We start from the raw sequence: 26,762 nt of genomic DNA on the forward strand, positions 1-26,762 counted from the left end.
CAATGATCGCTCAGAAAACGTTAATCGACTGCCACGTACATCTGGCGGCGCTGCCCGACGGCGACAACGGGTGCTACATTTCGCCGAAGATCCTCAAGAGCCCGCTGTTTCGGTTTCTCCTGTGGAAACACCGCCTGCCACCTGACAAACCGCGCGAAGCCAATCGAAAATATCTCGACGACTTGCTGAATGAACTCCGCGCCTCCCGCCATGTGCAGAAGGCGGTGCTCCTCGGCATGGACGGCGTGTACGACCACAACGGACGGCTGATCGAAGACCACACCGACTTTCTCATCAGCAACGCGTACGTGCTGCAGACCGCCAAGGCCTATCCGCAGGACTTTCTCGCGGGCACCTCGGTCAATCCACAGCGGCGCGATGCGGTGGAGGAGGTGCATCGCGTGGCCGACGCCGGGGCCGTGCTGGTCAAGGTGCTGCCGAATGCCCAACAGTTCAACCCGGCCGATCCGCGGTACAGACCGTTCTACCGGGCGCTCGCAGAGCGCAAACTTCCTTTCTTGAGCCACGTGGGCTACGAGTTCAGTTTGATCGGCAAAGATCAATCGGTCGGAGATCCCGACCGTCTTCGATTGGCCCTCGATGAAGGCGCCACCGTCATTGCCGCCCATGCGTGCAGCTACGGCCTCATGGTCTACGAGAAATTTCTTCCCACGCTGCGTGACTTCATCCGCCGCTATCCCAACTTCTATGCCGATATCTCCGCGTTGACGCTCCCAAATCGCCTGGCGATGCTGCTCAAATTGCGCCGGTATCCGGAGATCCACGAGCGGCTGCTCTTCGGCACCGACTATCCCCTCTCGGTCTTCCATCTGGCCGCCTGGGGACGCGTTGGGCTCCGCACGATGTGGCGTCTGATCCGCACGAAGAATCGGTTCGATCGACAGGTCGAGGTGTGTGGGGGGCTGGAACTCGGCTTTCGCTCGCTCGGAGACGTCATTGCACGGCCGCAACCGGCCCAACGGCTCTAACCGATGGACCGCGATCAGATACTCCCCGCGCTCCGCGAAAGGATACTCGCCTTCGCGACATCACGAGTATCGAGGGACCATGCGGAGGATCTCACGCAGGAGGTGCTCGCACTCTTGCACGAGAAATATGCCGATGTCATCGAGCTGACAGAACTGGTTCCCCTCGCCTTCCAAGTCCTGCGGTTCAAGATGCTCGATGCTCATCGCAAGGCGCTTCGCCGAGGCGAGTATAATGGAGAATCCGTAGAGGACCTGCCGCTGGCCGACCCAAGCGGCGACCCGGCGACACAACTCGACCAGAAGCAGCGGGTCGATCGGCTGATGGCGGCGATGGCGAAGCTCGGCGAACGCTGCCGCGAACTATTCAAATGGAAACTGGAGGGGAAAAGTTTTCCGGAAATCCAACAGCTCATGGGCCAGACCTCGATCAACACGATCTATACCTGGGACCTGCGATGCCGGAAGCAGCTCTTGAGCCTGATGGGCGGGAGTTGGGAGTAATCAATTTTGAGTGTTGAGTTTTTCGGGTGCTCTATTTTTCAATGTTCAGTGTTGAATGTGTAATTTTCAATTCGGGAACGGTTCATCGCGTCAGCGCCACCCGTCATTCGTCACGGTTCTCAGAAATGCCTGAACACGACCTCGAAAAACTGCTGGGTGGCTTCGCGGCGGATACGCTGACGGCCGAGGAGCGCACAGTGCTTTACAAGGCCGCCTTGCAGGACCAGCAACTATTCATCGCCCTGGCCGACGAACAGGCATTGAAAGAATTGTTGAACGATCCGGCCGTGCGGCGCAGACTGTTGCAGGCTTTGAACCAACCCAGTCCGTCAGGCGCCGCCGGTTCAAGGTCATGGTTCGATTGGTTCCGACGTCCGGCCGGTCTCGCCTGGGCCGGTGGCCTCACTGCCGCAGTCGTCGCTGTCGTCCTCGGTACGAGGATGTATCAAGACAGCCTCAAACAGGCGGCGCGATCGGTCGCGACTGAAGAGACGACGCCAGCCACGCCGCCAACCCCGATGATCCCACCGTTACAATCGGGACCTGCACTGATGAAGGAAGCAGAGTTGAAGGCCAAGAAAAATCTGGCTCCGCCTGTTGAGCCGAAACAGATCGAGGCAATGGCCGACAAGTCGGCGAAACGAGAGCGTGCCGCTCCCTCACCTCCAGCTCAGATGCAGACTGCGCCTGGTGCTTCGCGTGGCAATATCACGCTGCGAACCGGGCGGGACGAGGCACGGAGACAAGCTGAGACCCCTGTCGAAGCGGTAAGGAAGTCAGATGAGCAACCCGTCGGCACGATTGAGCGGAAGGATGCGGCGGCCATGCCGACAACGACCGAACTGGGAGCACAAGCCGCCGCTCCGCCTGCCGGCGCGGCGGCCGGCGCCCGCAGGCTGTTCTACACCGGCGGGTCTGAGCGCTCGGACCAGCGCATGACGGCCCAAGAGCAAGCGCGGAAACCTCCCTCGGAGCCGGCTCCAGAAGCCGACAAGCCTGCACGAATGTTCGAGCAGCTTTCTCAGCTGAGCGGAGCGAAACGATCTTCAGCCGCACGCACACCGCTCGGTCTCCGCTACAGCTTCGTCGTCCGCGGAGCGGACGGACGGGATCGAGTCGTCGACGCGTCGAGGGCGGCGGAGAGCGGCGACCCGGCTCAACTCACCATTGAATCGAATCAGGACGCGTATCTCCAGGTTTGGATCACTGTTGGTTCCTCGGTAATATCCTTGCTGTGGCCCGACAAAGATACCGGTCAGATCTCGATGAAAATCCTAGCCGGCCGCCGACAATCGATTTCACTGCCCTCAACCGGCGATCCCATTACCCTTGCGGTGCGTCTCTCACGAGTGCCGTTCGGGCCGATCACTAAACAAGAAGCGGCGATGTTCGATCGACCGTCACCCGACCAACTTCAGGAATCCCTTCCACAGGAACAGGCCACCTACGTGGCCACCCCCGATCTGTCGCCGCTCGCGCAACTGACGACCGAGATCCCTCTCGGAACGTCACGCTCGCTGCGGTAGCATTTCTTCGTCGTTACGTGCGTCCGGCGTAGCGTCCGAGCTTCGTCACGAACGGGAATCGCAGCATCATGAAGAGGTTCAGGCAGACCGGCGGGCCGAGATGTTCGAGGCCGATCTTCATGCCCGTCTGTCCCAGCGCCGGCTCCGGACAATAGGTGCCGAACAGCCGGTCCCACCAGGGCACGTTGAATCCGAAGTTGCTGTTCGTCTCGCGCACGTTCGTCGAATGGTGGATGCGATGCATGTCCGGCGTCACGACGACCCATCGAAGTATTCGATCGAGTCCTAAGGGCATGCGCACATTGCCGTGGTTGAACAGGGAGCTGGCGTTGAGCACGATCTCGAAGATCACGACCGCCAAGGGCGCCACGCCCAGAGCCGCCACCGATACAGCCTTGATGAACGTCGAAAGGACGATTTCCACCGGATGAAATCGGACACCGCTGGAGACATCCAGATCCAAATCCGAGTGATGCATCATGTGAAACCGCCAGAGGATCGGGACGACGTGAAATACCTGATGCTGCCAGTAGATGATGAAATCCAGCGAGACGATCGCAAGGGCGACTTCAAGCCAGGCCGGTCCCTCCACGAGATTCAGCAGCCCCCAGCCGCTCTCCTGCGCCATCACCGCCGTCGCCACGACGCCGCCCATGAAAAACAGTCTGGCGATCACCGTGTTCACGACCACGATCGTGAGGTTGCCGCCCCAGCGGCAACACTTTGACGCCGTCAACGCCCTCCGCGGCGCCAGCAGCTCCCATGCCGCCATCATCCCCAGGATGGATAGAAACGATCCAACTCGAATGAGATCTCCGGACTCCATCGCACTCCCCCTCGCGATCAATGCCGGTTCACAGGGCCAACCTACGTCCGATCCACCGAGTCAGAGACATGAAATGTGGAATGGATTCAGAGGGAGAAGAAGGCGACCAAGACGAGTCGTGGTTCGGTGAACCTTGGTTCGAGTAGGTGAAGGGCGCGGTCCTGGTGCACGGGTATCCGGATCACGTTTCCATTGTTTCTTGTCGGCCTGTCTGGTAGAAGCGGGGGCCGCATCCAGGCATCACGATAACGTGATCAAGGCCTCCCACAGGCTCGGTCAAAGGAACGGTATGGCGGTTCTGTGGTCTGGGACGATCTTCCTCAGCGCCTTTCTGCTGTTTCTCGTCCAGCCGATGATGGCCAAGATGATCCTCCCCATGCTGGGAGGAACGCCCGCCGTCTGGAACACCTGCATGCTCTTCTACCAAACGACGCTCTTGGGGGGGTACGGGTATGTCCATGTCTTGAATCGCAAGCTTCAGCCTGGTTTTCAAGTGCCGGTCCATCTGGTGGTTCTGGCCCTTCCGTTGTTCCTACTACCCATCGGTCTTCCGAAAGGGTGGACTCCTCCGGATCAATCGACCCCGATTCTCTGGGTGCTCCTGATGTTAACCGTTTCCATCGGGCTCCCGTTCTTTACCCTGTCCACGACCGCGCCGCTCCTCCAGCGTTGGTTTTCCTGGACGAAGCATCCTTCGGCGAATGACCCCTACTTCCTCTACGCCGCGAGCAATGCCGGAAGTATGGTCGCCTTGCTGGGATATCCATTCGTCATTGAACCCCGGATACCGCTTAAAGGACAGGTGCTTCTGGCCCAGACTTCGCTCTGGAGCGCCGGCTATGCCGGGCTGGTGGCGATGATCTTCTGTTGCGCTTGGGTCCTCCGCCGGAACCAGGATCCATCGGTGACACCCTCGATTCCTACGCCTCACGCCGCTGCCTCGATCTCGGCGGCGCCTCTGCCGCTGAAGCAGTTGCTGCGATGGGTGGCCCTGGCCTGCATCCCGTCGAGCATGTTGCTTGGCGCCACAACGTACATCACGCTCAACGTCGCGGCTATTCCGTTGCTCTGGGTCCTGCCCCTGGCGCTGTATCTGCTGAGCTTCATCCTCGTCTTCGCCAAATGGCCTCCGCTCGCTCACCGCGCGATGGTGTTGGCGCTGCCGGTGGTGCTACTCGTGATGGTCTTCGACGCCATGCCGGCAGCGCCGCTCTTGCCCAAGGAAATCCGGCTGCTCCTGCCGGTGCTGGGATTGGGGGCGGTGGCGATGGTCTGCCACGGCGAACTGGCCCGCACCAGACCACCGGCCGAGCGGCTCACTTTGTTCTACCTGCTCATGTCCGTCGGCGGCGCGCTGGGAGGACTGTTCAATGCCCTGATCGCTCCGGTCATCTTTCGAGACATCTACGAATACCAAGCGTCCATGGTCGGCGCCGCGCTCCTCCTCCCGCGCCTCGAGGACCTGCAGGGCGCACAGGCCGGAGCGTGGCTGCGCACGATGGCGGCCGGCAAGGCCGAGTGGCTACGGGAGGCGCTGTGGCCGGCAACCGCCGTCGTCGCGACGCTGCTCACCGGGTGGATCACTTTCTCACTCGGCGAGGCGCCCTTTCTTGTCGATGCGGCGCTTGCCGCCATTCCCCTCGCTCTGTGCTACGCCTGCAGCAATCGGCCGTTGCAGTTCGGCGCGATGGTCGGCGTAGTGCTGGTGAGTGCGCACGTGATCGGTGAGACGTTCTCGGACACGAAGCTCCATCAATCCCGCACGTTCTTCGGCGTGCTGAAGGTCATGGCGGAAGGCGATCTTCACCGGCTCAAGCACGGAACCGTGAACCACGGCATGCAGAACATGAAGGAAGGGGCTCGCCGCGATTCATTGAGCTATTTTCACCCGACCGGATCATATGGACAGGTGTTCGCGGCATTCACCGGCGCACAGGCCAAGAAGCGGATCGCCGTGACCGGGTTGGGCATCGCCGCCTTGGCGAACTACTGTGACGCGGGGCAACAGGTGACGTATTACGAAATCGATCCGGAAGTCACCGCCATCGCGCAGAACCCCCGGTGGTTCTCCTATTTTCGCGACAGCGTGGCCCGAGGCGTAGACCTCCAGGTCGTCCACGGCGATGCCCGGCTGAAGATGGAAGAGGCCGCCGATGCCGCCTACGACATGATTATTTTAGATGCGTTCACCTCGGACGCCATTCCGGTTCACCTGCTCACCAGAGAGGCGATCGAGCTGTATCTCCGGAAGCTCGCACCGGACGGCCTGCTGGTGGTCCATATCTCCAACAAGTACCTGGCCCTCGAACCGGTCCTGGGGAATCTGGCGGAAACCCTGAATCTGTCCGGATTGAAACAGTTCGGCGTATCGGACGACGCCATCCACAGGTTTGCCGCCGATATCGTCTTGTTGGCGAGAGAGAAGGAGGCCTTCGGGTCGTTAGGAACGGACCCCCGCTGGACTCCGCTGCAACGTGTGCCATCGGTCGGGATTTGGTCCGACGACTTCTCCAACGTCGCGCAAATCATCAAGTGGAACAATGAGGTACGGTGAGGGGACCCGTCGCGCAGGGCGAATCGGAGCTTGTCCCCAGTCCCGCCCCTCTCATCAGGAATCGGGCACCTACGTCGTCACGCGGGACCGCTCCCCCGCTGCCCGCATCGAGGCGGACGTCCCGCTCGCGCGGTGAGTCTCGGTCGTCAGGAGCAGCGGTGCTACCGAAGGGGGCCTGCCGTTGCCGAGAGTCACAGACCGAGATCGGACAGACCTGGATGGCCGTCCGGACGCCGCCCAAGAGTCCAATGATATTTTCGGTTCTTCTCGCTGATAGGCAGATCGTTGATGCTCGCGATCCGACGACGCATGAAACCGTGCTCGTCGAACTCCCAATTCTCATTGCCATAGGACCGATACCACTGGCCCGCATCGTCATGCCATTCATAGGCGAACCGGACCGCGATCCGGTCATCGCGGAACGCCCACAGCTCCTTGATGAGCCGGTAGTCCAGCTCCTTGTTCCACTTTCTCGTTAAGAACTCCACGATCGCCTCACGTCCGCTGAAGAATTCCGCTCGATTGCGCCATACACTGTCCGGGGTATAGGCCAAGGAGACTCGGTGAGGGTCACGGGTATTCCAGGCATCTTCAGCCGCACGCACCTTCTGCGCGGCGGTTTGCTCATCGAAGGGCGGCAACGGCGGTCTGGGCGCGTCCATGGCAATCGCTCCTGTCTGAGGTGATGTGACCGGTCGGAATTCGGCGCGAATCCCGCCGATGCCTTCGCCCGGCCACACGCGTCGATTCTCGCGCGAGCCAAATTTCGTTGTCAACGTCGGAATCAGTCCTTCCAGGTCTCGTCGGATTTCTTTGCGATGAAGTACATCTAGCGCAGCGGATGCTGGTCTCGTTCAAGATGCTGGACTGCGCATCCGCAGACCCTGAGGAGACACCGTCGGCGCTCGATCCGGCATGTCGTGTCCCGGCCTCCCCGGCCGTGCGCTCGCCGACTCTTGTCCTATTTGCCAAACCGTTAACGGTTCTCTGGGACGTATCTCATAAACAGACAGGCCGCCCTCTGATTCGTGAAGGGGTTCACCACCCTACCTGCCTGGACAGCATGAAGGCTGGCGCAGGATTCTTGCGCGCGCCCGATCTCCCTTGTCAACGCGGCGAGGCGTCGCAGGCTGTCCGTCAAGGGGTAGTGGGTCACTTTGCCATCCAGACGCACTGAAGTCTGTCATTCCCGCGGAAGCGGGAATCCAGTCAAGGCCTCCTCTTCAGCCGTTAACTCTTCAGCAGTTAGCCGTGGTCGAGGAGTGGATGCCCGCCTCCGCGAGCATGACGCAAGAGGAAACTGACCCATTACCCGTCAAGGGACGGGGCTCGAAACAGTTGTTGCGTGAGCCTGCAGGTCTTGCAAAAGCCTTTGGAACTCCTTGTCGTTCCTGAGAAGGCGGGTCGCTGCGAGAAGCAGTCGCTCAATCTGCTCATCGGTGAGAGAAAGGTTGGTCGGGATGTTCATGAGATAGTCATGCTCTTCCGGGTTCTCCACTTCCGTCAGACTGGCATTGATGAAATAGATGTCGGCATCGGGGGCAAAGGCGCTATCTCCGCGAGGCTGCCGGCGAAGCTCCGTTTTCCAGTTCTCGACAGCTTGCCTCATGAGCTGGAATGTATCCGTGGAATATCGATTGATCGGAATATCGATGAAGGCGCGACTGACGCGTGAGAGGCCCGGGATTTCGCTCAATTGGTATTGGTTGACGTCCGGTGCGGTCTCGGCGCTGACCATGAGATACACCAGTTTTCTGATATTGTTGACCCCGAGCAACTTGAAATAGGACTCAAGATCTCCCACGAGCGCAGCCGTCTCCAAGACGCTGCGCATGCCGATATTGTCGGACAGCCCCCCGTCTAACAGATGGACATAGGGACGTTTCTTGGCGTCGAGGTACGACCGGAGTTCGTTCGCCCGTTGCCGCCCCCAGGAGGTTGCACGCTCCTTTACAAATCTGGGAGGCACTTGAAAGCCGCATTGCCCTGCGTAGTTCTTCAGCGAAATCGGGCTCAGGATGAGAGGCAATGCGCTGGACGAGGCGGTGGCAACGGACAGGGGAAGCTGATTGAGATCGGAACAAATCAGGTCGAATTGCCGCTGGTTGAACTCGAAACGCGAAAGCGTCGCCATGTCCGACGCGTGAACGAAGACAATCGGTCGTCGATGCTGTTCGACGAGATCCCCGAAGGTGTGCCCGTCAAACAGCGCTTCGTCGAGCAGTTCCGAAAAGACATGAGCCCGGCCGAAATAGGGAGACCACATCCGGAACCAGTTAGAGGGGGACCAGAAGACACGCGATTCAAGTTCGCTCTCCCAATCCTTTCTGAGGAACCGGTACTCAAAATCGTGAAAGATCCGGTCGCCGTACAGCGCGAAGTAGGCCGCCGTGAAGCTGCCGCCGGACAGGGCATTGATGATATTCAGCTCGTCGACCAGGCGTTCGTTTCGTCCTTCCCACCTGATCTGGGTTCGCGCCAGTTCCCGCAACACGCCGTAGGATAGAGCAGACGCCCGCGCGCCGCCGCCGGAGAAGGAGGCAATGATAAACAGACCGTCGGAATTGCCGGTCGGAGGGGGAGGGAAGTTCGTCGATCGATATCCATAGTTCACATCCCATTGTTTGAGCGGAGCGTTCACGGTCGGCCGGACATATTCGCAACCTGATACTAGACTCAACAAAATAAAGACGAGCCACGCACCGCCGAAAGAACAAATTGCGTCTTTCGACACCTTCCCGGGACCGCCTCCGCTCATTCGGCCTTCCTCCGATGAATTGTCACGGAATTTCCATCAGGATCTGAAACGACCGCCATATGGCACACCGGCGTCTCCTTCGGCTCAAGGCGGAACGGACAGCCGCTTGATCTGAGGCGCGCGATCGCCGTGTCGAAGTCTTCCACTTTAAGTCCAACCGAACCGCCGTCGGCTGACGGCGTCCAATCGGGCGCGCTGTTGACGAGGGCAAGCGTGCCCGACCCGATATCGTATTCCACGAATCCCTGATGATTCGTCCCGAAGAACCGTGTTTCCTTCAGACCCAAAACCCCTACATAGAAGCGACGAGCGCGCTGTAGGGCCGTCACCGGATAACAGGTGAACGCGATCTCGGCCACCTTCATGTGACGCTCCTCTCTCATAGCTCGGACGGCTTGATCAGGCCGACCTGCCAGCGCGCCGTTTCGGTGCTCTGAGCCGGCGGATTCTTGCGCGTGTCCAGCGCCATGTCAACGCCCATTGATCGGAGATTTCCAATTCACGATTAATACCGCAGGTGGTGTGGCGAACGGGGCAACGTGCTCACCCGCCCAACCCGCCGCGCCGAGACGCGGCTATTCTCCACGCGCGCGGAACGGAAGGGACCCACTGGGGATGGCTAGAGTGAGTACGGTGGGGCTGTGCGTCACGACAGGACCCGCGAAATGATTTCACAAGTTCACTTTTGCCCATGAAAGGATTGTGCAGCTCGCGCCATACCATAGATAGGCCAACCATTCGCAAGGTGCCGGATGAGCTTCCACGATACCCTGTCCAGGTTCTCGTCGCTCGATCCCCGCTTCTATCAAATCATCAGTCTTGGAACGCTGCTGTCGTACGGTCTGCTGTGGCTACACTTCGACGTCTCGATCGCCCAGGTGGCCATGACGGTCGGAGCAGCCCTGCTGACGCAATATACCGGGATGCGCTGGCACAAGCTTCCATCCTTCGACCCTCTGAGCGCGATCATTTCCGCCCTGGGGCTGTGCATCTTTCTCCGCACCACCGATCTGTCTATCGTCGCGCTGACCTCCTTCCTCGCCGTTGCCAGCAAATTTGTCATCCGCTGGAAGAATAAGCACATCTTCAACCCGACCAATTTTGCGCTGATCATTGTGGTCGCGACGGGTCTCGGCTGGATCTCGCCCGGTCAATGGGGACAAGTGGCATGGTTCGGATTTCTGATCGCCTGTCTGGGCAGCCTTGTGGTCACACGCGCCGCCCGCGCCGACGTCACGCTCTCGTTTCTTGGTTTCTATGTCGGGCTGCTTGTGGCTCGCGCGGTCTGGCTCGGGGACCCGCTCACGATTCCCCTGCATCAAATCGAAAGCGGCACGTTGCTCATCTTTTCCTTTTTCATGATCACGGACCCGAAGACGACGCCGGACTCCCGCGCGGGCCGTGTCTTCTTCGCTTGCCTCGTGGCTGGTTCCGCACTCTTCGTTCAGTTTGTTTTGTTCCGTCCCCACGGCCCGCTATGGGGCCTGATCGTCTGTTCGCCGCTCGTCCCGTTGATCGACCATCTACTTCCCGGTTCTCGCTACGCTTGGTCCAAGCCTACAACCGGAGAATTCTCGTTAAGCATCTCCACCTCTGCGCTCGTTCCCTTGTCCACATCACAACAAAGGAGGATCTCATGAGGAGTCATAACACCGAGACAGATGGCTTTGGGCAGAGGGATGGGCGTGGTGCTGTTCTGGAAGTCCTGCCGCCGCAGCGAGCACTTCGTCCCTTCATCTTCTTTAAAGATCCCGGAGTTTGTGACTCTGCATCCGTGCGCGGATGGCGGCGAGCGGGCGCCATTCTCACCCACCCAGGCCCTGACGCGCGCCGAGACGCGGCTCTTACCCATGCGCGCGCAGCGGGGGACCCCACACCGGGCGGGGGGGCGAGCACAGTTGGGCTGTTCGCCGATAGGATCCGCCTCCTCTTCATTTCGTTAATCATGGTTGGTCTGGTAGTCGCATGGAGCACCACCGCCTCCGCCTTTTGCGGCTTCTACGTCGGCAAGGCCGACACCAAACTCTTCAACAAGGCCTCCGAAGTGGCGATCGCCCGCCATACCGACAAGACCGTACTCACGATGGCGAATGACTTCACCGGCGACGTGAAGGAGTTTGCACTGGTCGTCCCCGTGCCGGTCGTGCTGCAGAAGGACCAGATCCACGTCGGCAACCCGGCCGTCCTGAAACACCTGGCCGACTATTCGGCACCGAGGCTCGTCGAATACTTCGACGAGAACCCCTGCGTGAGATATGAGTCCTCGGATCGCAGGATGGACGCCATGAAAAGTCAGGCACCGGCCGCGGCGCCGAGTCGGGAGCGCGAGCGGACGCTGGGCGTGACGGTCGAGGCCCGGTACGTGGTCGGCGAGTACGACATCCTGATTCTCTCGGCCAAGGAAAGCGCGGGCCTCGAGACCTGGCTCACGGAGAACGGCTATCGCATTCCACAGGGCGCGTCGGCGGTTCTGCACAGTTATCTGAAACAGAACCTGAAATTCTTCGTCGCCAAAGTCAACCTGGGCGAGCAGGCCAAGCTGGGCTTGACCCATCTGCGTCCGTTGCAGATCGCGTTCGAGTCTGCGAAGTTCATGCTGCCGATCCGACTCGGAACAGTGAACGCGGACGGTTCTCAGGAGCTGTTCGCCTACTTCCTGACGAAACAGGGTCGCGTGGAAACCACGAACTACCGGACGGTGCGGTTGCCCGCCTCACAGGAAGTTCCGCTGTACGTCAAAGACAGGTTCGGCGACTTCTATCACGATCTCTTCAATCAACAAGTACGGCGCGAGAACGAGCGCGGGGTCTTCCTGGAATATGCCTGGGACATGACCTGGTGCGACCCCTGTGCCGCCGATCCCCTGTCGGCTGAAGAACTGCGAAACCTCGGCGTGTTCTGGCAGGACATTTCAGGGCGCTCGCCCAAGGGCATCCCCCAAGCTCAGAACGTCTTCCTGACACGATTGCACGTCCGCTACGACGCGGCCCACTTTCCTGAAGACTTGCTCTTTCAGGAAACGTCTGACCGGTCGAACTTCCAAGCCCGATACATTCTCAGGCATCCCTGGACCGGCACGGACGACTGTCAGGCCGCGGCCGCCTACCGCCAGCACCTGCGTGAGCGGTATGAGCGACAGGCCGAGACTCTGGCGACACTGACCGGCTGGAACATCGGCGACATCCGCAAGGCCATGAACATCGCCGCCATTGCCGTGCCGGAGGAAAAAGCCTGGTACCGGCGTTTGTGGAACGACTGATCGCCGGCCGGTCCGGAGGCCGCCCGGCCTCCGGGCGGGTCTGCGCCGGTACGTCGCTTTCCCAGAAAGCCTTCCAGCCACCGAAACGCTCATGCTATAGTCGGACTCGCCGAGGATTGCAGAACGCCTTTCACCTGCGAGCAGTGATGCAGAATCTGACCGCGCAACTCGAGCGATTGAAGGAGCGTCGGCGTTGATGTCGGAGGAACCACGCCGCCCGGCCTTCTCGCTTCGGCAAGTCTTCCATCCCACGGATCGCGCCGCCAGGGAGCAGGAGGCGTTTGCCCACGCGTTGAAGCTGACCTGCCTGGCGCAGGCTGACCTGACGATCATGCACGTGGGCCCCGAGGACTTCGACGACTTTCCCCGTGTCCGGCCGATGCTTCAAAAATGGGGCCTGCTGCCGGAAGGAAGCACCAAAGAGGACGTCACTAAGCTGGGTGTCCATATCAGCAAATTCCGAGCCGTGGCCGACCATGCGGCGGCGGCGATCCTCAGACAACTGACCCTGCAGCCCGCCGATCTCCTGGTGATGTCGACCCACCAGCGGGAAGGGTTGGCCCGTCTAACCCACGAGGCCGTGGCCGAACCGGTCGCGCGCGGGGCCCACGTCAAGACTCTGTTCGTTCCAGCCGGAGTCGCGGGATTCGTCTCGGCCCAGACCGGCATCACCAAGCTCGAGCGAATTCTCATTCCCGTCACCCGCCATCCAGACCCTCAACCGGCGATCGACGCCGCGACGGATCTGGCCGGTGCGCTCGGTGCGGAAAAGGTCCTGTTCGAACTCGTCTACTTGGGCGACGAAGCGACCTTTCCAAAGATCAACAAACCGACTCAGCCGGGATGGAGATGGGAACGGCTGATCGCCAAGGGCAATGCCGTGGATTGGATCGTGGCCGCCGGACAGGATTTCGACGTCGACTTGATCGTGATGACGACGGCCGGACACCAGAGTGTGATCGATATGCTCCGAGGCAGCACCACCGAGCGAGTCTTACGAGCAGTCCGTTCCCCCCTTCTCGCCATTCCCGAGTGAAGGCCTTCGCGGATGTGACCGCGCGGGCCCCGCGTTCTGTCCTCAATTACGCCCTGTGACCTGCTGCTTTGAGATCCGGGAGTAAAGCGTCCGCCCGTTCACGGCCGAGGATCGTGCGAACGATGCTTCCGTCCCTGATGATGAGAAAATTTGTGGGGAAGGCGGGCACCCGCGGTCCCGACAGAATGACGCCGGCAAGGTTGAGCGGGTCGCAGGCCGAAAGCCGGATCTCGGCCGAGTCAGTCTGGCTTCCGGCCGCCCTGCCGGCTCGAAGCGCTTCTACCGCCTCCGGCAAGGCGAACTGTTCGCCGGTAAAGCCCTCGACAAAGCGCCCGCCCCGGACCTCGCCCTTCAACTCCATGCGCCGGTAGGCCACGAGAAAATCCCGCCAGGCGGTGACCAGGGATTCCCGCATGAGGAGATCCCGAAACACGATGCCGTACCGACGGAGCAACTGACGGGCAACGCGCTCGTTCTGGCAGTGGTGAGTACTGAGCCCTGAGTGCTGAGTTGAGGCCGAAAGCCCGACAGCTGAGGGCTGAGGGCCGATGGCGACCTGTCTTGCCGGCCGGAGGAGCGACCAGCGGCCTGCCGCATGGCGGGGTCTTCGGCTTCGCTCGCGCCCTTCCGCGCGGCGGCGGTGCGGATCCATCAGGGCACGTAGATTGTCGAATCCATCGGCGGTAACCACCCCGGCCGCCGCAAGTTCCCAGAGTCCCTCCTCGACTTCCGCCGGCAAATGGCGGCTCATGCGGACGAGATCGGCAAAGAAACAGGCCCCTCGCTCGGCAAGCAGGCGGCGCAGGTCCCGGGCCAGCGCGCTCACGCCCGCGAAGGGATCCGGTGCGGTCGTTTCTTCCTGAGACACCTCCAGCAGCCACTCGGTGTCGTCCCGAGGGAAAAGGCTGATCGAAGCGAGTTTGGTCGGAACGATCCGCCGAACCCGTCCCTGCTCCGGTGCCGCGCCGAGCCTCGGCGCGAGTCGTGGGTGGAGGGACAACCTGCCCCAACTGACCGCGCCGCTCAGGCAGAGCCGATCCAACAGAACCGGTTCATACTTGGCCATGCGCACGCGCAACAGATGCGGCTCCCATGACGAGGCCGCCGCTTCGAAGCCGGCCAGCTGCCTGACGGTCTCGAGAAGTCCCGCTTCTCCGTGTCGGCGAGCGCCTCCGCCGACATGCTGCCATTGCAGAAGAAACCGCATGAACTCCGCCGCCGTCACCGGCTGCACCTCCTTGCGAAGTCTGCCCACCGTGAGCCGATGGATGCGGGCCAGAAGGCGTCGATGGCACCACTCCGGCGCGTCTAGAACCTCACCGGAGAGTACTGAGTCTTGAGTGGTGCGTGCTGACTTCGAGCGAAAGCGGCCGCGGAGGACCTGTCCTTGGCCTTCCAGCCGGAGCATGGCGCTCTCCACGTCCTTGGGTAAAAGCAGCAGCCGATCAGCCAATTCCTTCGTCGTCGTCGGGCCGATGCTTTCCATCCAGCCAAGGACAATGGTATCCAGCGTCGCCTCATCTCCGTGGACAGACAACCGTTCCATCCTCTCCCGATTCTCTCCGGCAACCCACCCACCGACCTGTTGTTGTGGACCCGCTCCGCCAGACCCCGTCCCTTCCAGAACCAACACGACGGCTCGGCCATCCTGCACCAATGTGGGGAGCAGGGCGCCCCACTGTTCCGACGTCTGCTTCGGAACCCAGACAAGCGTCAGCAGTGCGTCGTGCAGTTCGTCGGCATCACGCACAATCGGCCAGGATTCCCGCGCCACCTCTTCGATCGCCGATTGGTCGAGCGCTCCGACATCCGAGGCGAGATCGACCGGCAGGGTTCGACGCAATTCGACGGCCCTGGCTCTCCGTTCTTCCAATGGAGCATCGTCCAGAAAGGCGTAGGGATTGGCGTTCAGGATCTCATGAGAAAACGGCGAGGGCGACGGCGTCTCGACCGCCACGCAGGCGATCCGCCCTGCTTCGACGCCCTGCAACAATTCGATCAACCCATCGATATCCATCGCTTCGCTCAGGCAGTCTCGCAACGTCTCCTGCACGAGCGGATGATCGGGAATCTGCCTCGTCCGTTCTCCGATCATGTTGTCCTGACAAGCCATGGCATCGGGAAATACCGCGCCCAGGAGGTCCTCAGCCCTCATCCGTTGGATCTGAGGCGGCACCTTCTTCCCTTTCGCGAATCGCAGCAGCGCCAGAGAGCGGGACGCATTCCACCTCCAGCGTGTGGCGAACATCGGCGCAGCCAGAACCGCTTGGATGAGCACGTCCCGGACCGTGTTCGAATTGAGGAATGCGAATACCGACTCCAGCGGAAAACTGTGCTTTTCGCCCAGTGAGATCACGAGGCCGTTGTCCGTGGCCGCGGCCTGCAGCTCGAAGTCGAACGTGACGCAGAAACGTTTGCGGAGCGCGAGTCCCCAGGCGCGATTGATCCGTCCGCCGAAGGGTGCATGGAGGACCAACTGCATACCGCCGCTCTCGTCGAAGAACCGTTCCGCGACGATCGTATCTTGGGTCGGGACCACGCCCAGACTCGCCCGACCCGCCGTGACGTACTCCATCGCTTGCTCCGCGCCGCGTACGTCGAGGCCGCATTCGTGTTTGAGAAAAGACAGTGCTGAGTGCTGAGGCCTGAGTGCTGAGCGTGGAGAATCAGGAGAATCGGCTCGCTCAACGATGGCGTGTCGAAGCCGCGCAACTTCGGCCGAGAGCTCGGCGGTGCGTGATGGTGCTTCGCCCCGCCAGAACGGAATATTCGGCGGCGCGCCCTGGGCGTCCTCCACGCGGACCTTGCCCAGCTCGACACCCTTGATCCGCCAGGACGCGTTGCCGAGGAGCATGATATCGCCTGCCAAGCTTTCGACCGCGAAATCCTCATCGACGGATCCGACGACTGTTCCAGACGGTTCGGCAACCACGGCATAATTGGCCGTATCGGGTATCGCTCCGCCGGACGTGATGGCGGCAAGGCGCGCCCCGCGCCGTCCCTTGATCCGGTGATTGATCCGGTCGTGATAGAGATAGGCCTGTCCCCTCCCTCGTTGAGTCGAAATGCCGTCGGCCAGCATGCGCACGACCGCGTCGAACGTTCGCCGTTCGAGCGTGCGATACGGGCCGGCTCGGCGGACCAGCGCCAGCAGCTCGTCTACGGTCCAGGTTTGCGTTGCAGCCGCCGCGACGAGCTGTTGAGCCAGAATGTCGACCGGCGCTTCCGGCACCTCGATCCGGTCCAACGCGCCGCCTCTGACCGCTCTGACGACCGCGGCGCATTCCAGCAGATCGTCGCGGGTGGTCGCGAAGAGACGCCCCTTGGGGACGGCTTTGACCCAGTGCCCGGCGCGGCCGATACGCTGCAGGCCCGTCGCAATTGCGCGCGGAGAGCCGATTTGACACACGAGATCCACCGTCCCGACGTCGATTCCCAGCTCCAGCGAGGCGGTCGCGACCACGACGCGAGTCTTGCCGGACTTCAGCCGCTCTTCCGCCGACAAGCGGATCTGCCGCGATAGGCTCCCATGATGCGCGGCCACCGCCTCCGGCCCCAGATCCTGAAGCCGCTCTTCCAGATGGTGCGAGACGCGCTCCGCCAGTCGCCTGGTGTTGACGAAGACGAGCGTCGATCTGTGCTCCCGCACCAGGGTCGCGATCCGGTCATAGATATCCGACCACAGGGCATTGGTCGCCACGCCGCTCAATTCGTCCTTCGGCACCTCCACTGCTATGTCCATGGTTCGCCGGTGGCCGACGTCGATCACGGTCGGCAGGGGGCGATCTCCGACCAGATATCGCGCGACCGTTTCGATCGGCCGCTGGGTCGCGGACAACCCGATGCGCTGCGGAGACCGCGACGTCAGCGCCTCCAGGCGCTCCAACGACAGGGCCAGGTGGGCGCCGCGCTTATTTGGTGCCACCGCATGGATCTCGTCCACAATGACCGTACGCACTGTCTGCAGCAATCGGCGGCTCTTCTCGGCCGTCAATAGGATAAACAGCGATTCGGGAGTCGTGACCAGAATGTGCGGGGGATGCTTGAGCATCTGCTGCCGATCCGCCATCGGGGTATCGCCGGTTCGCACCAGCACGCGCAGCTCCGGCAGCAAGAGCCCGGCTTCCAGCGCGGCCTGGCCGATGTCGGCCAAAGGCCGCTGGAGATTCTTCTGCACGTCGTTGCTCAACGCCTTCAGCGGAGACACATAGAGCACCTCGGTACGGTCCTCGAGTTCCCGGGCGACGGCCTGCGTGAAGAGCCGGTCAATGCAGGACAGGAAGGCTGCGAACGTCTTGCCGGAACCGGTCGGCGCCGCGATCAACGCATGCTGTCCGGACTGGATGGCAGGCCACGCCTCCGTCTGCACGTCGGTCGGCACGCCGACCGACGCGGCAAACCACTGGGCGATGAGGGGATGGAAGCGAGACAGCGGCATGGCGCGCTGATGCTACCATGCCATGGAAACGGGCTCTAGAGGCTATGGCATGGCGCGGATGTAGATCTGGCTGTTGCCGGGAGGCGGACTAGTCAAATTGGTTGCGGACGAGGCAAACGCTGTGAATTGGCCGTTCCCGTTGACGGAGGGACTGATGGTGGTCCCGGCTCCGCTGTTCGCGGGATTTCCCGCATCATCTCTTGACACTAACGATGTCTGCTCGGTTCCGGCGCAACCGGCGGCGGCGAGAGGGCCTCGCCCATATATTTGATTTGCGGCGGAGCCTAAATTCGCGGCTGCCGAGGCGAAAGCAACAAAACATCCGTCGTCGCTGATTGACGGCGAATCGCTTGGATTGTCTCCGGCCACTGAAGGGACGGAGTTATCCTTGGAGACCAGAATGGTTTGGTTGCCTTGCGTATCACGAAGGTAGATTTGTGTGCCGGTCGCTCCGAAATTCGTCGCGGTGGAACGGAACGCAATAAATTGCCCATTCCCGCTTACGGACGGCTTCGTATTCGTCGATCCAGCGCTGGCCGGATTGCCCGCACTATTGCTCGACACCAAGAACGTCTGTTCTATTCCAGCGCAACCGGCAACGGCGAGAGGACCTCTACTGAGTACCTGATTCGCGGGAGCGCCTAAGTTCGTCGAGGCGGAACTGAATGCCACGAAGCACCCGTCGCTGCTGATGGAAGGGGTTGCGCTATTCCCGTTTCCAGGGATGGGGGTTGGATTCGTATTGTCCTTCGATACGAGAATGGTTTGCCCGTTAGGGAAGGGGCCGCTGGCCAGTGTGTCATGGACATAGACCTGTTCGCCGGAGGCACCCAAATTCGTGGCATCGGAAACAAAGGCAATGAACTGCCCATTCCCGCTGATCGCCGGAGATGCCATTGTGGCTCCCCCGCTAGCAGGATTCCCGGAGTTATCTCTTGAAACAAGGCTCGTCACGCCGAGTTGGAGGTCGAACAGATAGATCTGGCTCCCGGTGACGGACGGGCTTCCAGCCGGCAAGAGGTTCGTGGCGGCGGAAACGAATGCGACAAATTGACCGTCACCGCTGATTGCCGGTGTCGAGCTCGGACCATTTCCGCCTGTCGGAGAAGACACGGTTCCGCTTCTTGAGATCAGAGTCGTCTGATTGGTCTGCCAGTCATGGACATAAACCTGACTGCCCACGCCTCCTGAGTTGAGATTGCCCGCCAGAGAAGCAAATGCAACAAATCGCCCATCATCACTGATAGACGGCGAGCTACTGAGGCCATTGCCAGGTACGGGAGGTGTATTATTGTCGACAGACAGTATGTCCGTTCTCGGATGTACGGCAAACGATACCGGCCCGGTGGCTGTGTTCCCGTTGCCGTCCCGTACTGTGAACGTCGCCGTGGAGTTCCCGGCCGTGGTCGGAGTCCCGGTGATCGCACCGGTGGATGGATTAATGGGACCAAGACCTGCCGGCAGAGCCCCCCCGAAGAGCGACCAGGTAAACGGCGCCGTCCCACCGGTCGTCGCGAGCGTGGCTGAATAAGGATTCCCGACCACCCCAAATGGCGCGGTCGTCGTGGTGATCACAAACGATCCACTGCCACCGCCGGAGCCTCCGCCCCCGTTGCCCGGGCAGCCGTCGAGCGAGAGGAGGAGAACCAGGAGAAGCAGGACGTACTTGCGGTGATTCATGGCCATCTCATTTCGATATCGGGCAATTTCCTCGCGGGTTGTGCAATTATACGTCCGGATGAATCGAATCCCGAATACGTAGTACAACGTATCACCTAGTGGTTGGTTCACCAAGAAAATAACAGATCCATGTCACATTCGGTCGTCATTGCGGGCTCCGGCTATACCGGGCGCTATCTGGCCGAGGCTTTGACGAAAGCCTCTCGTCAATTTTTCGCCACGAGTCGAGATCCGGACAGAAATCTTCCTCATCTCCGCAGCGAGCAGCGACTTCGGTTTGATCTGTTACAGCCGGAGACATGGCAGAATATTCCGCAGAGGGCGGATCTTGTCTGGTGTTTTCCCGCAGCGCCGCTTGAAGCCGTCAAGACCTGCGCGGAAGCCGTGAAGGCATCGTCACGCCGGCTTGTGGTGCTCGGCAGCACATCGGCCTACGACGTGATGGAATCACAACAGTATCCGCCGCCATGGTTGGACGAGACCGCGGCGATCGATCGAACCAAGCCTCGCGTACAAGGCGAGGAGTATCTGCGGCAGGCCGGCGGCGCGATCCTGCTGCGGATTGCGGGAATATACGGCCCTGGCCGGGACCCGCTGGAATGGATCAAGAACGGTCGCGTCGGTCCTTCACGCAGGTACGTCAATCTCATTCACGTGGAAGATCTCGCCGGGATTGTCCTTGCGGCGCTGGAGCGAGGCAGGTCCGGCGAGACCTATAACGTCAGCGACGGCACCCCCAGGACGTGGGTTGAGATTGGCAGGACCGTCGAAGACCGCTGGAAGGTACGGGCGCCGACTTCGATGCAGAATCATGGGCCGGGAAAGCGGATCGACACAAGGAAGCTCATCCAGGAGCTTCAGCCGCAGTTGTTTCACTCGAACCTGTACGAAGCGCTTGCGGCTTTACCGCGTAGCTAACCCGGCTTGTTTAGATTCACCGTCCGCTAGCGAAGTAGGGCCATGACGGCTAGACACACCAGCAGATTATTGATGGCATGCGCCAGAATCCCCGGCAGCAGGCTTCCAGTTCTTTCATAGATCCAGGCCCAGAGCACGCCGCTCCAGCAGACGCTGACGAGCCCCAGCGCCCCATAGCCATGGGCGATGCCGAAAATTCCTGCACTGATGAGCGCAGCAGGAAGGAAGCGGAACTTCCGGCGCAGGATTGCAAACAGCAATCCTCTGAACGCCAGTTCCTCGAAGATCGGGGCAAACACCACATATTCAATCAAGCTGATGAAGGTTTGGGCCGGTGATCCCCACACCAGGTCTGCGTCGAACCACTCGGTCCAATGACTCGTCCATTGCCAGCGCTCCGCCAGACGATCCATCACCCATTCGCCCCAGAGTCCTGCCGCCACCACCGCGGCCACCGCGGCGGTGAGACGCCCGATCCGGCTCCAAGGGACATCGAGACCGAAGCCCTCATCGAAGCTCAGCCCCGACGGACGGAATAAATGGTAATAGGCCAGCAGCAGGAGCGGAACATTGGACATCGGGATGGCCAACGCCCGAAGCGTCGCATTCTCAGGCGGCATGTAGAAGAGAAACGCCGCCGTGAGCAACGCTCCAAGAGCCCCGCCCCGGAGAAGTACTGCAGTTCCGACTCCCCCCGGCCATGGCGGAGGGACGCCGATCGAATGGAGCCTGATCGGGGCTGATCCCGCCTTGCGGGCCAGCCACAGGCGGATCAGCACGACCGTGCCGACGAGCATCGCCAGCAGCTCGACGAGCGTAAGCTTCCAGGAAAGAAGGAACATGCGGTCGGCTCGAGCGATGCTCGTGGCCTGAATCGAGGCGACGAGCGCGTGATTGCCCGCATGCCTCGCCAGCCGTTCGGCCAGGCGATCATAAAACCAGCCGGCCGGAAGCCACTCAGCCGCCTCGGCCTGAAACCGCTCGAGCGTCTCCCGATCGGGCGTCGTTCCCTCGGCGTATGCGGCGCGGATCAATCCGGCCAACCGTGGGAACGGATCGCCCAGACGGTCCCATTCGTGTGCCGAGAGCAGCGCCTGCGACACTTGTGCCGACTCAGCCTGCAGGACGGCGAGTTGGAGCGGCACCACCGGAGCCTCCGAGACCTGCGCCAACTCGCGATACCAGGCGATGGCCTGCAGCCTCTCGGACTCGCTATCTCCGGTGATCCAGGCCAGCACGAGCTGTTTCCAGGCCGGCGCGCGGCGGAGCCCCTCCTGCGCATCCATCGTCCGACTCACCATCCGAGCAAGCGCAGTTTCCGGCGCGTCCATCCGCTCGAGTTTTGGAATCGAGAGGGACAGCCACAGGACCGAGGTCAAGGCCAATACCAAGAAGACCGCCGCCAGCACGCTGATCACGGGAGAAAATCGATGGGGATACTCCCCCACGGGAGCGGGAGCATCGATGGCGCACCACCAGGAAGGCGTGTCGCGCAGCGGAGACGAAGCCGGAATGTTCGACGGGGTGTCCATCGCGGTTCGACTATACCATGGGCATTTTTCAGCCAGAAACCCCTCGGAATAGTTACGGGATCACTTCGACCCTGCACGTTTCCCATGGCCTCGGACTTCGAAACTTCGCTATACTGCCGCTCGTCAATATCCCATCGTCGGAGAGTCGGATGGATACTCGTGAATTCATACCGCCCAGGCGGCTGCTGCTCGGCCCCGGACCGAGTCAGGTCCATCCCCGTGTCCTCCGCGCCATGTCCACCCCCTTGATCGGCCACCTTGATCCGGCCTTCCTGACCTTGATGAACGACGTTCAATCGTTGCTACGGAGCACGTTCCACACCGACAACCGCTTCACCATCGCCATATCGGGAACAGGATCGGCCGGCATGGAGGCTGCCATCGTCAATGCCGTGGAGCCGGGCGAGACGGTCTTGGTGGGCGTCAACGGGGTGTTCGGCACGAGGTTGGCCGAGGTCGCGGAACGTTGCGGAGGGAAGACAATTCGAATCGAAGCCCCCTGGGGCAGCGCGATCGATCCGCAGGCCGTGGAGCAGGCGCTTCGCCGGTCCGGACCGGTCAAAGCCATCGCCCTGGTGCATGCGGAGACCTCGACCGGGGTCCGACAGCCCCTCGAGACCATCGCGCAGCTGGCTCGGCAACATGATGCCTTGCTGATCGTGGACGCCGTGACATCGCTGGGAGGGATTCCAGTGGATGTCGATGCCGTCGGAATCGACATCTGCTACAGCGCCACGCAGAAATGCCTGAGTTGTCCTCCCGGCTTGGCGCCGTTCACCATGAGCGAACGCGCCTTGACCGCCATCACACGCCGCCGCACCCCTTGTCAGAGCTGGTACCTCGACATGAAGCTCGTGGCCGGATATTGGACCGAAGGAACCAGAACCTATCATCACACCGCACCGGTCTCGATGCTGTACGCGCTACGGGAGGCCCTGCGCCTCGTCGAGGAAGAAGGGCTTGCTGCCCGCTTTGCGCGGCATCACTTGAACAGCGACGCGTTGACGACCGGACTCTTCGAGTTGGGCTTGACCCCTCTAGCTCAAGCCGGCCAGCGGCTTCCGATGCTCGCTTGCGTCACCGTGCCGAACATCATCCCCGAAGCGGAGGCACGTGCCCACCTGTTGACCCGCTACGGCATCGAAATCGGCGGAGGGCTCGGCCCTCTCAAGGGCAAGATATGGCGCATCGGGCTCATGGGAGAGTCCTCGACCGAAGCCCATGTCCTGCGCCTGCTGAATGCCTTGGAAGAATTGTTCATCGAAGGCGGCTGGTTCACGACGCCCGGCCTGGCGGTCGGAGCGGCGTCCCGGATCTACAGCCGCGGAAATCCTTAACCTGGGAGGGCCATTATCCATGTCGGACAACAAGCCCTTGTTGTGGGTGCTCGGCGGCGGAGCCTTTGCGTTCGTCGCTGTCACCGCCTATTGGATTTTCGCCCTGACGCTGGCGAATCATATGAAATTCGACCTGGTCCCGCCGGATAAGGCCTCCTCCTACATTCATGCGCTGATCGAAGCGAACCGGAAGAACTATACGGAAAATGTGGTCAACAAGCTCCACGCCGCCGGTATCGCGGAGGCGATTGAGCATTGGAAGGATGAACGAGGCGTCCCGTTGCCCGCACAGTTTCTGCTTGAGACCGGCCGGCTGGTCGCCCAGAAGGATCTCAAGTTTTCGTTCCGACTCGCCAGCCTGACGCCGATCTACGCCTGGAACGGGGCCAATACCGACTTCGAGCGGAGAGGGCTCGACGCCGTGGCAAAAGATCCTGAGAAACCGTTCCAGGGGTTCGTCAAGCTGGAGGGTGGACGGTTCTACCAATCCATCTATCCGGACTACGCGGTCAATCAGTCCTGCGTCACGTGCCACAATCAACACCCCAACAGCCCCCGTCGCGACTTCAAGGTCGGCGATGTAATGGGCGGCATCATCATCACCCTTCCGATCGACGCACCATGACCGGGATCCTTGCTATTCGCTCCGCCAGAGTGATCGAGGGAACCGGGCGTCTATCGGACAAGGCGACGGTCGTCGTTCGGGGTGACCGTATCGCCGCCGTGGGTGGCCATCGGGACCTGTCCGTTCCTCGGGGAGCCCGCATCATCGACGGCCGCGGGCTGACGGTGCTGCCGGGCTTGATCGACTGTCACGTCCACTTATGCCTTGGAAGCGAAGCGGATGTCGTGGCAGCCGTCGAACAGGATAGCCCCTCGCTCACGCTGCTGAAAGCGGCACGCCGCGCCAGGCAGACCATCGAGGCAGGCATCACAACGGTCCGGGATGTGGGATCCCGGGACCATTCGATCTTTGCCCTGCAACGGGCCATCGATGCGGGAATTCTTCCAGGTCCTCGAATCGTCGGGTCGGGGCTCGCGATCTGCATGATCGGAGGCCATGCTCGCTTCATCGGCAGAGAAGTCGAGGGAGAGGATCAGGTGCGCGCCGTCGCGCGCGAACAGCTCGCCGCCGGGGCCGGAGTTATCAAGGTCATCGCCTCAGGCGGAGTCCTGACCCCCGGCACCTCGCCGGATCTCGCGCAAATGACTGAACGAGAGCTCATGGCCGCCGTGACGGTTGCCAGGGAAGCCGGCAAGAAGGTGGCGGCCCACGCCCACGGCGCCTCAGGCATGAGGAACGCCATCCGGGCCGGCGTCCATTCGATCGAGCATGCCACGCTGCTCGACGAAGAGACCGTCGGCCTCATGCAAGAGCACGGCGTCTTCGCCGTCCCGACCCTCTCCGCCCTGGCGACTACCGCGGCCTGCCGCCGCGGCTGCGGGATTCCGGACAGTGTGTTGGACAAGGCCAGAGCGATGACGAAGCGGCATCAGCGGAGCTTCAGAACCGCCCTTCGCCACGGTCTTCTCATTGCCATGGGCACGGATGCCGGCACGCCGTTCAATTTTCATGGAGACAACGCGCAGGAGCTGGAGCGCATGGTGTCGCTCGGCATGAGCCCGATGGAGGCGATTGTCGCGACGACCTCCGCCGCCGCGCGCTTGATCGGCATTCAGGATTCGGTGGGAGCGATTCAGAGAGGCCGGCAGGCCGATCTCCTGCTGGTTGACGGCAACCCGCTCAAGCGGATCGGGGTGCTCTGCGAGCCGGATCGGATTGTCGGCGTGATGAAGGGAGGACAATTCGTTTCAGGCGCTCTTGCACAAGAGTGAGTTCTGAAGTCCCGGCACTCAAAACCCAACACTCGCCACTATTTTTAGCGTCGTTCATAGAATAATTCCAGCGCCGAGGCGTAGCCGTGGATGCGCCCTCTGCGGATCATCGCGCCGAGCCCTTTGCGGAGTGCGCGAACGCCCGGCTCATCGTGTTTCCCGACCACCCCTTGCGAGACCATCATCTGCGTGGCCACCTCGACCAGGCGCTCCGCGCGACCCGCCATATCGTCGGTGATGAATTCCTCCATGATTTCGGCCGCGCGCGCGTGGACGATCGTTTCCTTGAACGAATCGTATCCTTGATCGGCCACCGTCTGTTCCCGGATCACCGCGAGCTCGTCCTTGATTCGGCGGACATTCTTCATGAGGACCGCAAAGAGTTCCTTTCGTCCCTCGTCGTAGAGCTTTTTTTCCATCTCGTCGAGAATGACGGCCGTGTCGACGACATCGTCCCTGAGCTCGTCGCCCCAGTGCAGCCGATCGTAGCTCCGCCGCTTTTCGGGGTCGCCGACGATTTCATAGGCTGAATTAATCTCACGGATCTTGGCTTCTGCCTCTTTGCTGTCGGGATTCCGGTCTGGATGATGTTCGAAGACGAGTTTCCGGTAGGCCTTCTTGATCGTCTCATTGGAAGCCTCGCGGCTGACGCCCAGAATTCGGTAATAGTCGACGCGCATCGCCTTCGACTATAGCAGGATGGGGAAAATCTCTTCCAGCAGCCTGATCACATCCGGCTCCTCTGGTCGAACGCGAAGCCTTGTACGCTGAGGCGTCGGCAGCCGTCCACAAACGGAACATTCGGCGGTCCATCCCGGAGCCGCCTGGCAATCCGACCCTTGACTTCATGCGTCACGTGCTTATTTCTCCTCACTATGGACACGCAAACGACTGGCGAATTCCTGACCCATGACGAGAAGAAGGCGGCGGAGGCGGCATTTACGGGCCGCCCGTTCAACCCCATCTGGTCCGCAAAAGCCCGCACCGTCTATGACGGCATCGTGAAGGCGTTGCCTCCGATGTCCGAGGGCGAGACCGACCGCCCCACAGGCCATTACCTATCAGCAGCGGTCGACAGCGCCGCGCAGCGCACAGCCGACCCCGAAGCAGCATCTCCCCAGCCGGAGTCTTCCCAACAGGGGGAACCGGCACAGGAACTCGAGTCTGCTGTCTTGCCCGAAGGAATTCCCTTTGCACAGGCTCTCGAAGCAGGTACTCTCATCGATGTGACGCCCGCTGCCAAGCAATTGGGATTTTCCTTCGCGGTCAACCTGACGCGCACCCTGTGGAATACCGGGATCGCGCCCAACGGGATCACGACTCAGGAAGAACAGTCCGCACGGCTGAGAGACGTGCTTATGGCATTGCGGCTCCGCCTGGCTGCTCATGCGACCATTTCTCCTTTGATCGACTTTCCCGCGATGTTGACGATTCCGCCCAACACCGTACCGCAACCGGTTCCGCTGTTCGCGCTGCTTCAGCGGGACAGCCAGGACGGGATGATGATCACGGTGCTGTTGCCGAATGAAGTCTCAACCACCATCATTCCGATGGGCTGAGCAGCACCGAGCC

General features: G+C 61.4%; 20 protein-coding genes. 12 read left to right on the top strand and 8 right to left on the bottom strand.

The features are described from left to right. The first annotated feature begins 2 nt into the window (after positions 1-2). The 3 genes from P0111_13035 to P0111_13045 all read left to right on the top strand — a co-directional run bounded on the left by P0111_13035 (position 3) and on the right by P0111_13045 (position 3,016). Positions 3-989: an amidohydrolase family protein gene (locus P0111_13035; GenBank protein MDF0644947.1), complete on the top strand. Its 987-nt coding sequence runs from the start codon at positions 3-5 to the stop codon at positions 987-989. A gap of 3 nt (positions 990-992) precedes the next feature. Then, complete coding sequence (locus P0111_13040) at positions 993-1,490, top strand: RNA polymerase sigma factor (protein ID MDF0644948.1); 498 nt, start codon at positions 993-995, stop codon at positions 1,488-1,490. 125 nt (positions 1,491-1,615) lie between these two features. After that, the gene (locus tag P0111_13045) at positions 1,616-3,016 is read left to right on the top strand and encodes a hypothetical protein (protein MDF0644949.1); all 1,401 of its coding nucleotides are present in this window, start codon (positions 1,616-1,618) and stop codon (positions 3,014-3,016) included. A gap of 13 nt (positions 3,017-3,029) precedes the next feature. On the opposite strand, the gene P0111_13050 is transcribed toward P0111_13045, so the two are convergent. Beyond that, a complete protein-coding gene (locus P0111_13050; GenBank protein ID MDF0644950.1) occupies positions 3,030-3,842 on the bottom strand; it encodes a sterol desaturase family protein in 813 nt (270 codons plus the stop codon). 289 nt (positions 3,843-4,131) lie between these two features. Between P0111_13050 and P0111_13055 the strand changes: the two genes are divergently transcribed. Further along, positions 4,132-6,396 carry a fused MFS/spermidine synthase gene (locus P0111_13055; GenBank protein ID MDF0644951.1) on the top strand — a complete coding sequence of 755 codons (2,265 nt, stop codon included), beginning with the start codon at positions 4,132-4,134 and terminating at the stop codon, positions 6,394-6,396. Between the two features lie 191 nt (positions 6,397-6,587). On the opposite strand, the gene P0111_13060 is transcribed toward P0111_13055, so the two are convergent. From P0111_13060 to P0111_13070, 3 genes are all read right to left on the bottom strand, one after another. After that, on the bottom strand, positions 6,588-7,058 hold the full coding sequence (locus tag P0111_13060; GenBank protein ID MDF0644952.1) for a nuclear transport factor 2 family protein: 471 nt from the start codon (positions 7,056-7,058) through the stop codon (positions 6,588-6,590). A 653-nt stretch (positions 7,059-7,711) separates the two neighbouring features. Next, the gene (locus tag P0111_13065; protein ID MDF0644953.1) at positions 7,712-9,154 is read right to left on the bottom strand and encodes a patatin-like phospholipase family protein; all 1,443 of its coding nucleotides are present in this window, start codon (positions 9,152-9,154) and stop codon (positions 7,712-7,714) included. Next, the gene (locus tag P0111_13070) at positions 9,151-9,519 is read right to left on the bottom strand and encodes a VOC family protein (GenBank protein MDF0644954.1); all 369 of its coding nucleotides are present in this window, start codon (positions 9,517-9,519) and stop codon (positions 9,151-9,153) included. Before P0111_13070 ends, P0111_13065 begins: the two co-directional genes overlap by 4 nt. 387 nt (positions 9,520-9,906) lie before the next feature. Here P0111_13070 and P0111_13075 point away from each other — a divergent pair, with 387 nt between their 5' ends. The 3 genes from P0111_13075 to P0111_13085 all read left to right on the top strand — a co-directional run bounded on the left by P0111_13075 (position 9,907) and on the right by P0111_13085 (position 13,449). Continuing rightward, positions 9,907-10,794: an RnfABCDGE type electron transport complex subunit D gene (locus P0111_13075; protein ID MDF0644955.1), complete on the top strand. Its 888-nt coding sequence runs from the start codon at positions 9,907-9,909 to the stop codon at positions 10,792-10,794. Next, positions 10,791-12,413, top strand: a complete 1,623-nt coding sequence (locus P0111_13080; GenBank protein MDF0644956.1) for a DUF2330 domain-containing protein — start codon at positions 10,791-10,793, stop codon at positions 12,411-12,413. Before P0111_13075 ends, P0111_13080 begins: the two co-directional genes overlap by 4 nt. Before the next feature lie 196 nt (positions 12,414-12,609). Beyond that, a complete protein-coding gene (locus P0111_13085; GenBank protein MDF0644957.1) occupies positions 12,610-13,449 on the top strand; it encodes a universal stress protein in 840 nt (279 codons plus the stop codon). A 46-nt stretch (positions 13,450-13,495) separates the two neighbouring features. Here P0111_13085 and P0111_13090 read toward each other — a convergent pair whose 3' ends face one another. Beyond that, positions 13,496-17,887: a DEAD/DEAH box helicase gene (locus tag P0111_13090; protein MDF0644958.1), complete on the bottom strand. Its 4,392-nt coding sequence runs from the start codon at positions 17,885-17,887 to the stop codon at positions 13,496-13,498. Positions 17,888-17,929: 42 nt separating this feature from the next. Further along, positions 17,930-19,567, bottom strand: a complete 1,638-nt coding sequence (locus P0111_13095; GenBank protein MDF0644959.1) for a putative Ig domain-containing protein — start codon at positions 19,565-19,567, stop codon at positions 17,930-17,932. Positions 19,568-19,696: 129 nt separating this feature from the next. Between P0111_13095 and P0111_13100 the strand changes: the two genes are divergently transcribed. After that, complete coding sequence (locus tag P0111_13100) at positions 19,697-20,485, top strand: hypothetical protein (protein ID MDF0644960.1); 789 nt, start codon at positions 19,697-19,699, stop codon at positions 20,483-20,485. A gap of 26 nt (positions 20,486-20,511) precedes the next feature. Here the strand turns inward: P0111_13100 and P0111_13105 are convergent, their stop codons facing one another. After that, positions 20,512-22,017, bottom strand: a complete 1,506-nt coding sequence (locus P0111_13105; protein MDF0644961.1) for a CPBP family intramembrane metalloprotease — start codon at positions 22,015-22,017, stop codon at positions 20,512-20,514. 149 nt (positions 22,018-22,166) lie between these two features. Between P0111_13105 and P0111_13110 the strand changes: the two genes are divergently transcribed. Genes P0111_13110 through P0111_13120 form a run of 3 tightly spaced genes read left to right on the top strand, consistent with a single transcriptional unit; the run spans position 22,167 to position 25,190 of the window. Next, complete coding sequence (locus P0111_13110) at positions 22,167-23,354, top strand: alanine--glyoxylate aminotransferase family protein (GenBank protein ID MDF0644962.1); 1,188 nt, start codon at positions 22,167-22,169, stop codon at positions 23,352-23,354. 19 nt (positions 23,355-23,373) lie between these two features. After that, positions 23,374-23,979, top strand: coding sequence for a DUF3365 domain-containing protein (locus P0111_13115; protein MDF0644963.1), 606 nt, complete (start codon positions 23,374-23,376; stop codon positions 23,977-23,979). Then, positions 23,976-25,190 carry an amidohydrolase family protein gene (locus P0111_13120; GenBank protein ID MDF0644964.1) on the top strand — a complete coding sequence of 405 codons (1,215 nt, stop codon included), beginning with the start codon at positions 23,976-23,978 and terminating at the stop codon, positions 25,188-25,190. The genes P0111_13115 and P0111_13120 overlap by 4 nt, the downstream gene beginning before the upstream one ends. A 44-nt stretch (positions 25,191-25,234) precedes the next feature. Here P0111_13120 and P0111_13125 read toward each other — a convergent pair whose 3' ends face one another. Further along, positions 25,235-25,870, bottom strand: coding sequence for a DnaJ domain-containing protein (locus P0111_13125; protein MDF0644965.1), 636 nt, complete (start codon positions 25,868-25,870; stop codon positions 25,235-25,237). Positions 25,871-26,065: 195 nt separating this feature from the next. Between P0111_13125 and P0111_13130 the strand changes: the two genes are divergently transcribed. After that, on the top strand, positions 26,066-26,749 hold the full coding sequence (locus P0111_13130; protein MDF0644966.1) for a hypothetical protein: 684 nt from the start codon (positions 26,066-26,068) through the stop codon (positions 26,747-26,749). The last annotated feature ends 13 nt before the right edge of the window (positions 26,750-26,762 follow it).

The sequence above is a fragment of the Nitrospira sp. genome (assembly GCA_029194535.1).
Classification (GTDB): domain Bacteria; phylum Nitrospirota; class Nitrospiria; order Nitrospirales; family Nitrospiraceae; genus Nitrospira_C.

Bases quoted from the DNA above. Each gene is read 5' to 3' on its own strand.
- P0111_13035 (MDF0644947.1), top strand. From the start codon at position 3: ATGATCGCTCAGAAAACGTTAATCGACTGCCACGTACATCTGGCGGCG.
- P0111_13040 (MDF0644948.1), top strand. From the start codon at position 993: ATGGACCGCGATCAGATACTCCCCGCGCTCCGCGAAAGGATACTCGCC.
- P0111_13045 (MDF0644949.1), top strand. From the start codon at position 1,616: ATGCCTGAACACGACCTCGAAAAACTGCTGGGTGGCTTCGCGGCGGAT.
- P0111_13050 (MDF0644950.1), bottom strand. From the start codon at position 3,842: ATGGAGTCCGGAGATCTCATTCGAGTTGGATCGTTTCTATCCATCCTG.
- P0111_13055 (MDF0644951.1), top strand. From the start codon at position 4,132: ATGGCGGTTCTGTGGTCTGGGACGATCTTCCTCAGCGCCTTTCTGCTG.
- P0111_13060 (MDF0644952.1), bottom strand. From the start codon at position 7,058: ATGGACGCGCCCAGACCGCCGTTGCCGCCCTTCGATGAGCAAACCGCC.
- P0111_13065 (MDF0644953.1), bottom strand. From the start codon at position 9,154: ATGAGCGGAGGCGGTCCCGGGAAGGTGTCGAAAGACGCAATTTGTTCT.
- P0111_13070 (MDF0644954.1), bottom strand. From the start codon at position 9,519: ATGAAGGTGGCCGAGATCGCGTTCACCTGTTATCCGGTGACGGCCCTA.
- P0111_13075 (MDF0644955.1), top strand. From the start codon at position 9,907: ATGAGCTTCCACGATACCCTGTCCAGGTTCTCGTCGCTCGATCCCCGC.
- P0111_13080 (MDF0644956.1), top strand. From the start codon at position 10,791: ATGAGGAGTCATAACACCGAGACAGATGGCTTTGGGCAGAGGGATGGG.
- P0111_13085 (MDF0644957.1), top strand. From the start codon at position 12,610: ATGTCGGAGGAACCACGCCGCCCGGCCTTCTCGCTTCGGCAAGTCTTC.
- P0111_13090 (MDF0644958.1), bottom strand. From the start codon at position 17,887: ATGCCGCTGTCTCGCTTCCATCCCCTCATCGCCCAGTGGTTTGCCGCG.
- P0111_13095 (MDF0644959.1), bottom strand. From the start codon at position 19,567: ATGAATCACCGCAAGTACGTCCTGCTTCTCCTGGTTCTCCTCCTCTCG.
- P0111_13100 (MDF0644960.1), top strand. From the start codon at position 19,697: ATGTCACATTCGGTCGTCATTGCGGGCTCCGGCTATACCGGGCGCTAT.
- P0111_13105 (MDF0644961.1), bottom strand. From the start codon at position 22,017: ATGGACACCCCGTCGAACATTCCGGCTTCGTCTCCGCTGCGCGACACG.
- P0111_13110 (MDF0644962.1), top strand. From the start codon at position 22,167: ATGGATACTCGTGAATTCATACCGCCCAGGCGGCTGCTGCTCGGCCCC.
- P0111_13115 (MDF0644963.1), top strand. From the start codon at position 23,374: ATGTCGGACAACAAGCCCTTGTTGTGGGTGCTCGGCGGCGGAGCCTTT.
- P0111_13120 (MDF0644964.1), top strand. From the start codon at position 23,976: ATGACCGGGATCCTTGCTATTCGCTCCGCCAGAGTGATCGAGGGAACC.
- P0111_13125 (MDF0644965.1), bottom strand. From the start codon at position 25,870: ATGCGCGTCGACTATTACCGAATTCTGGGCGTCAGCCGCGAGGCTTCC.
- P0111_13130 (MDF0644966.1), top strand. From the start codon at position 26,066: ATGGACACGCAAACGACTGGCGAATTCCTGACCCATGACGAGAAGAAG.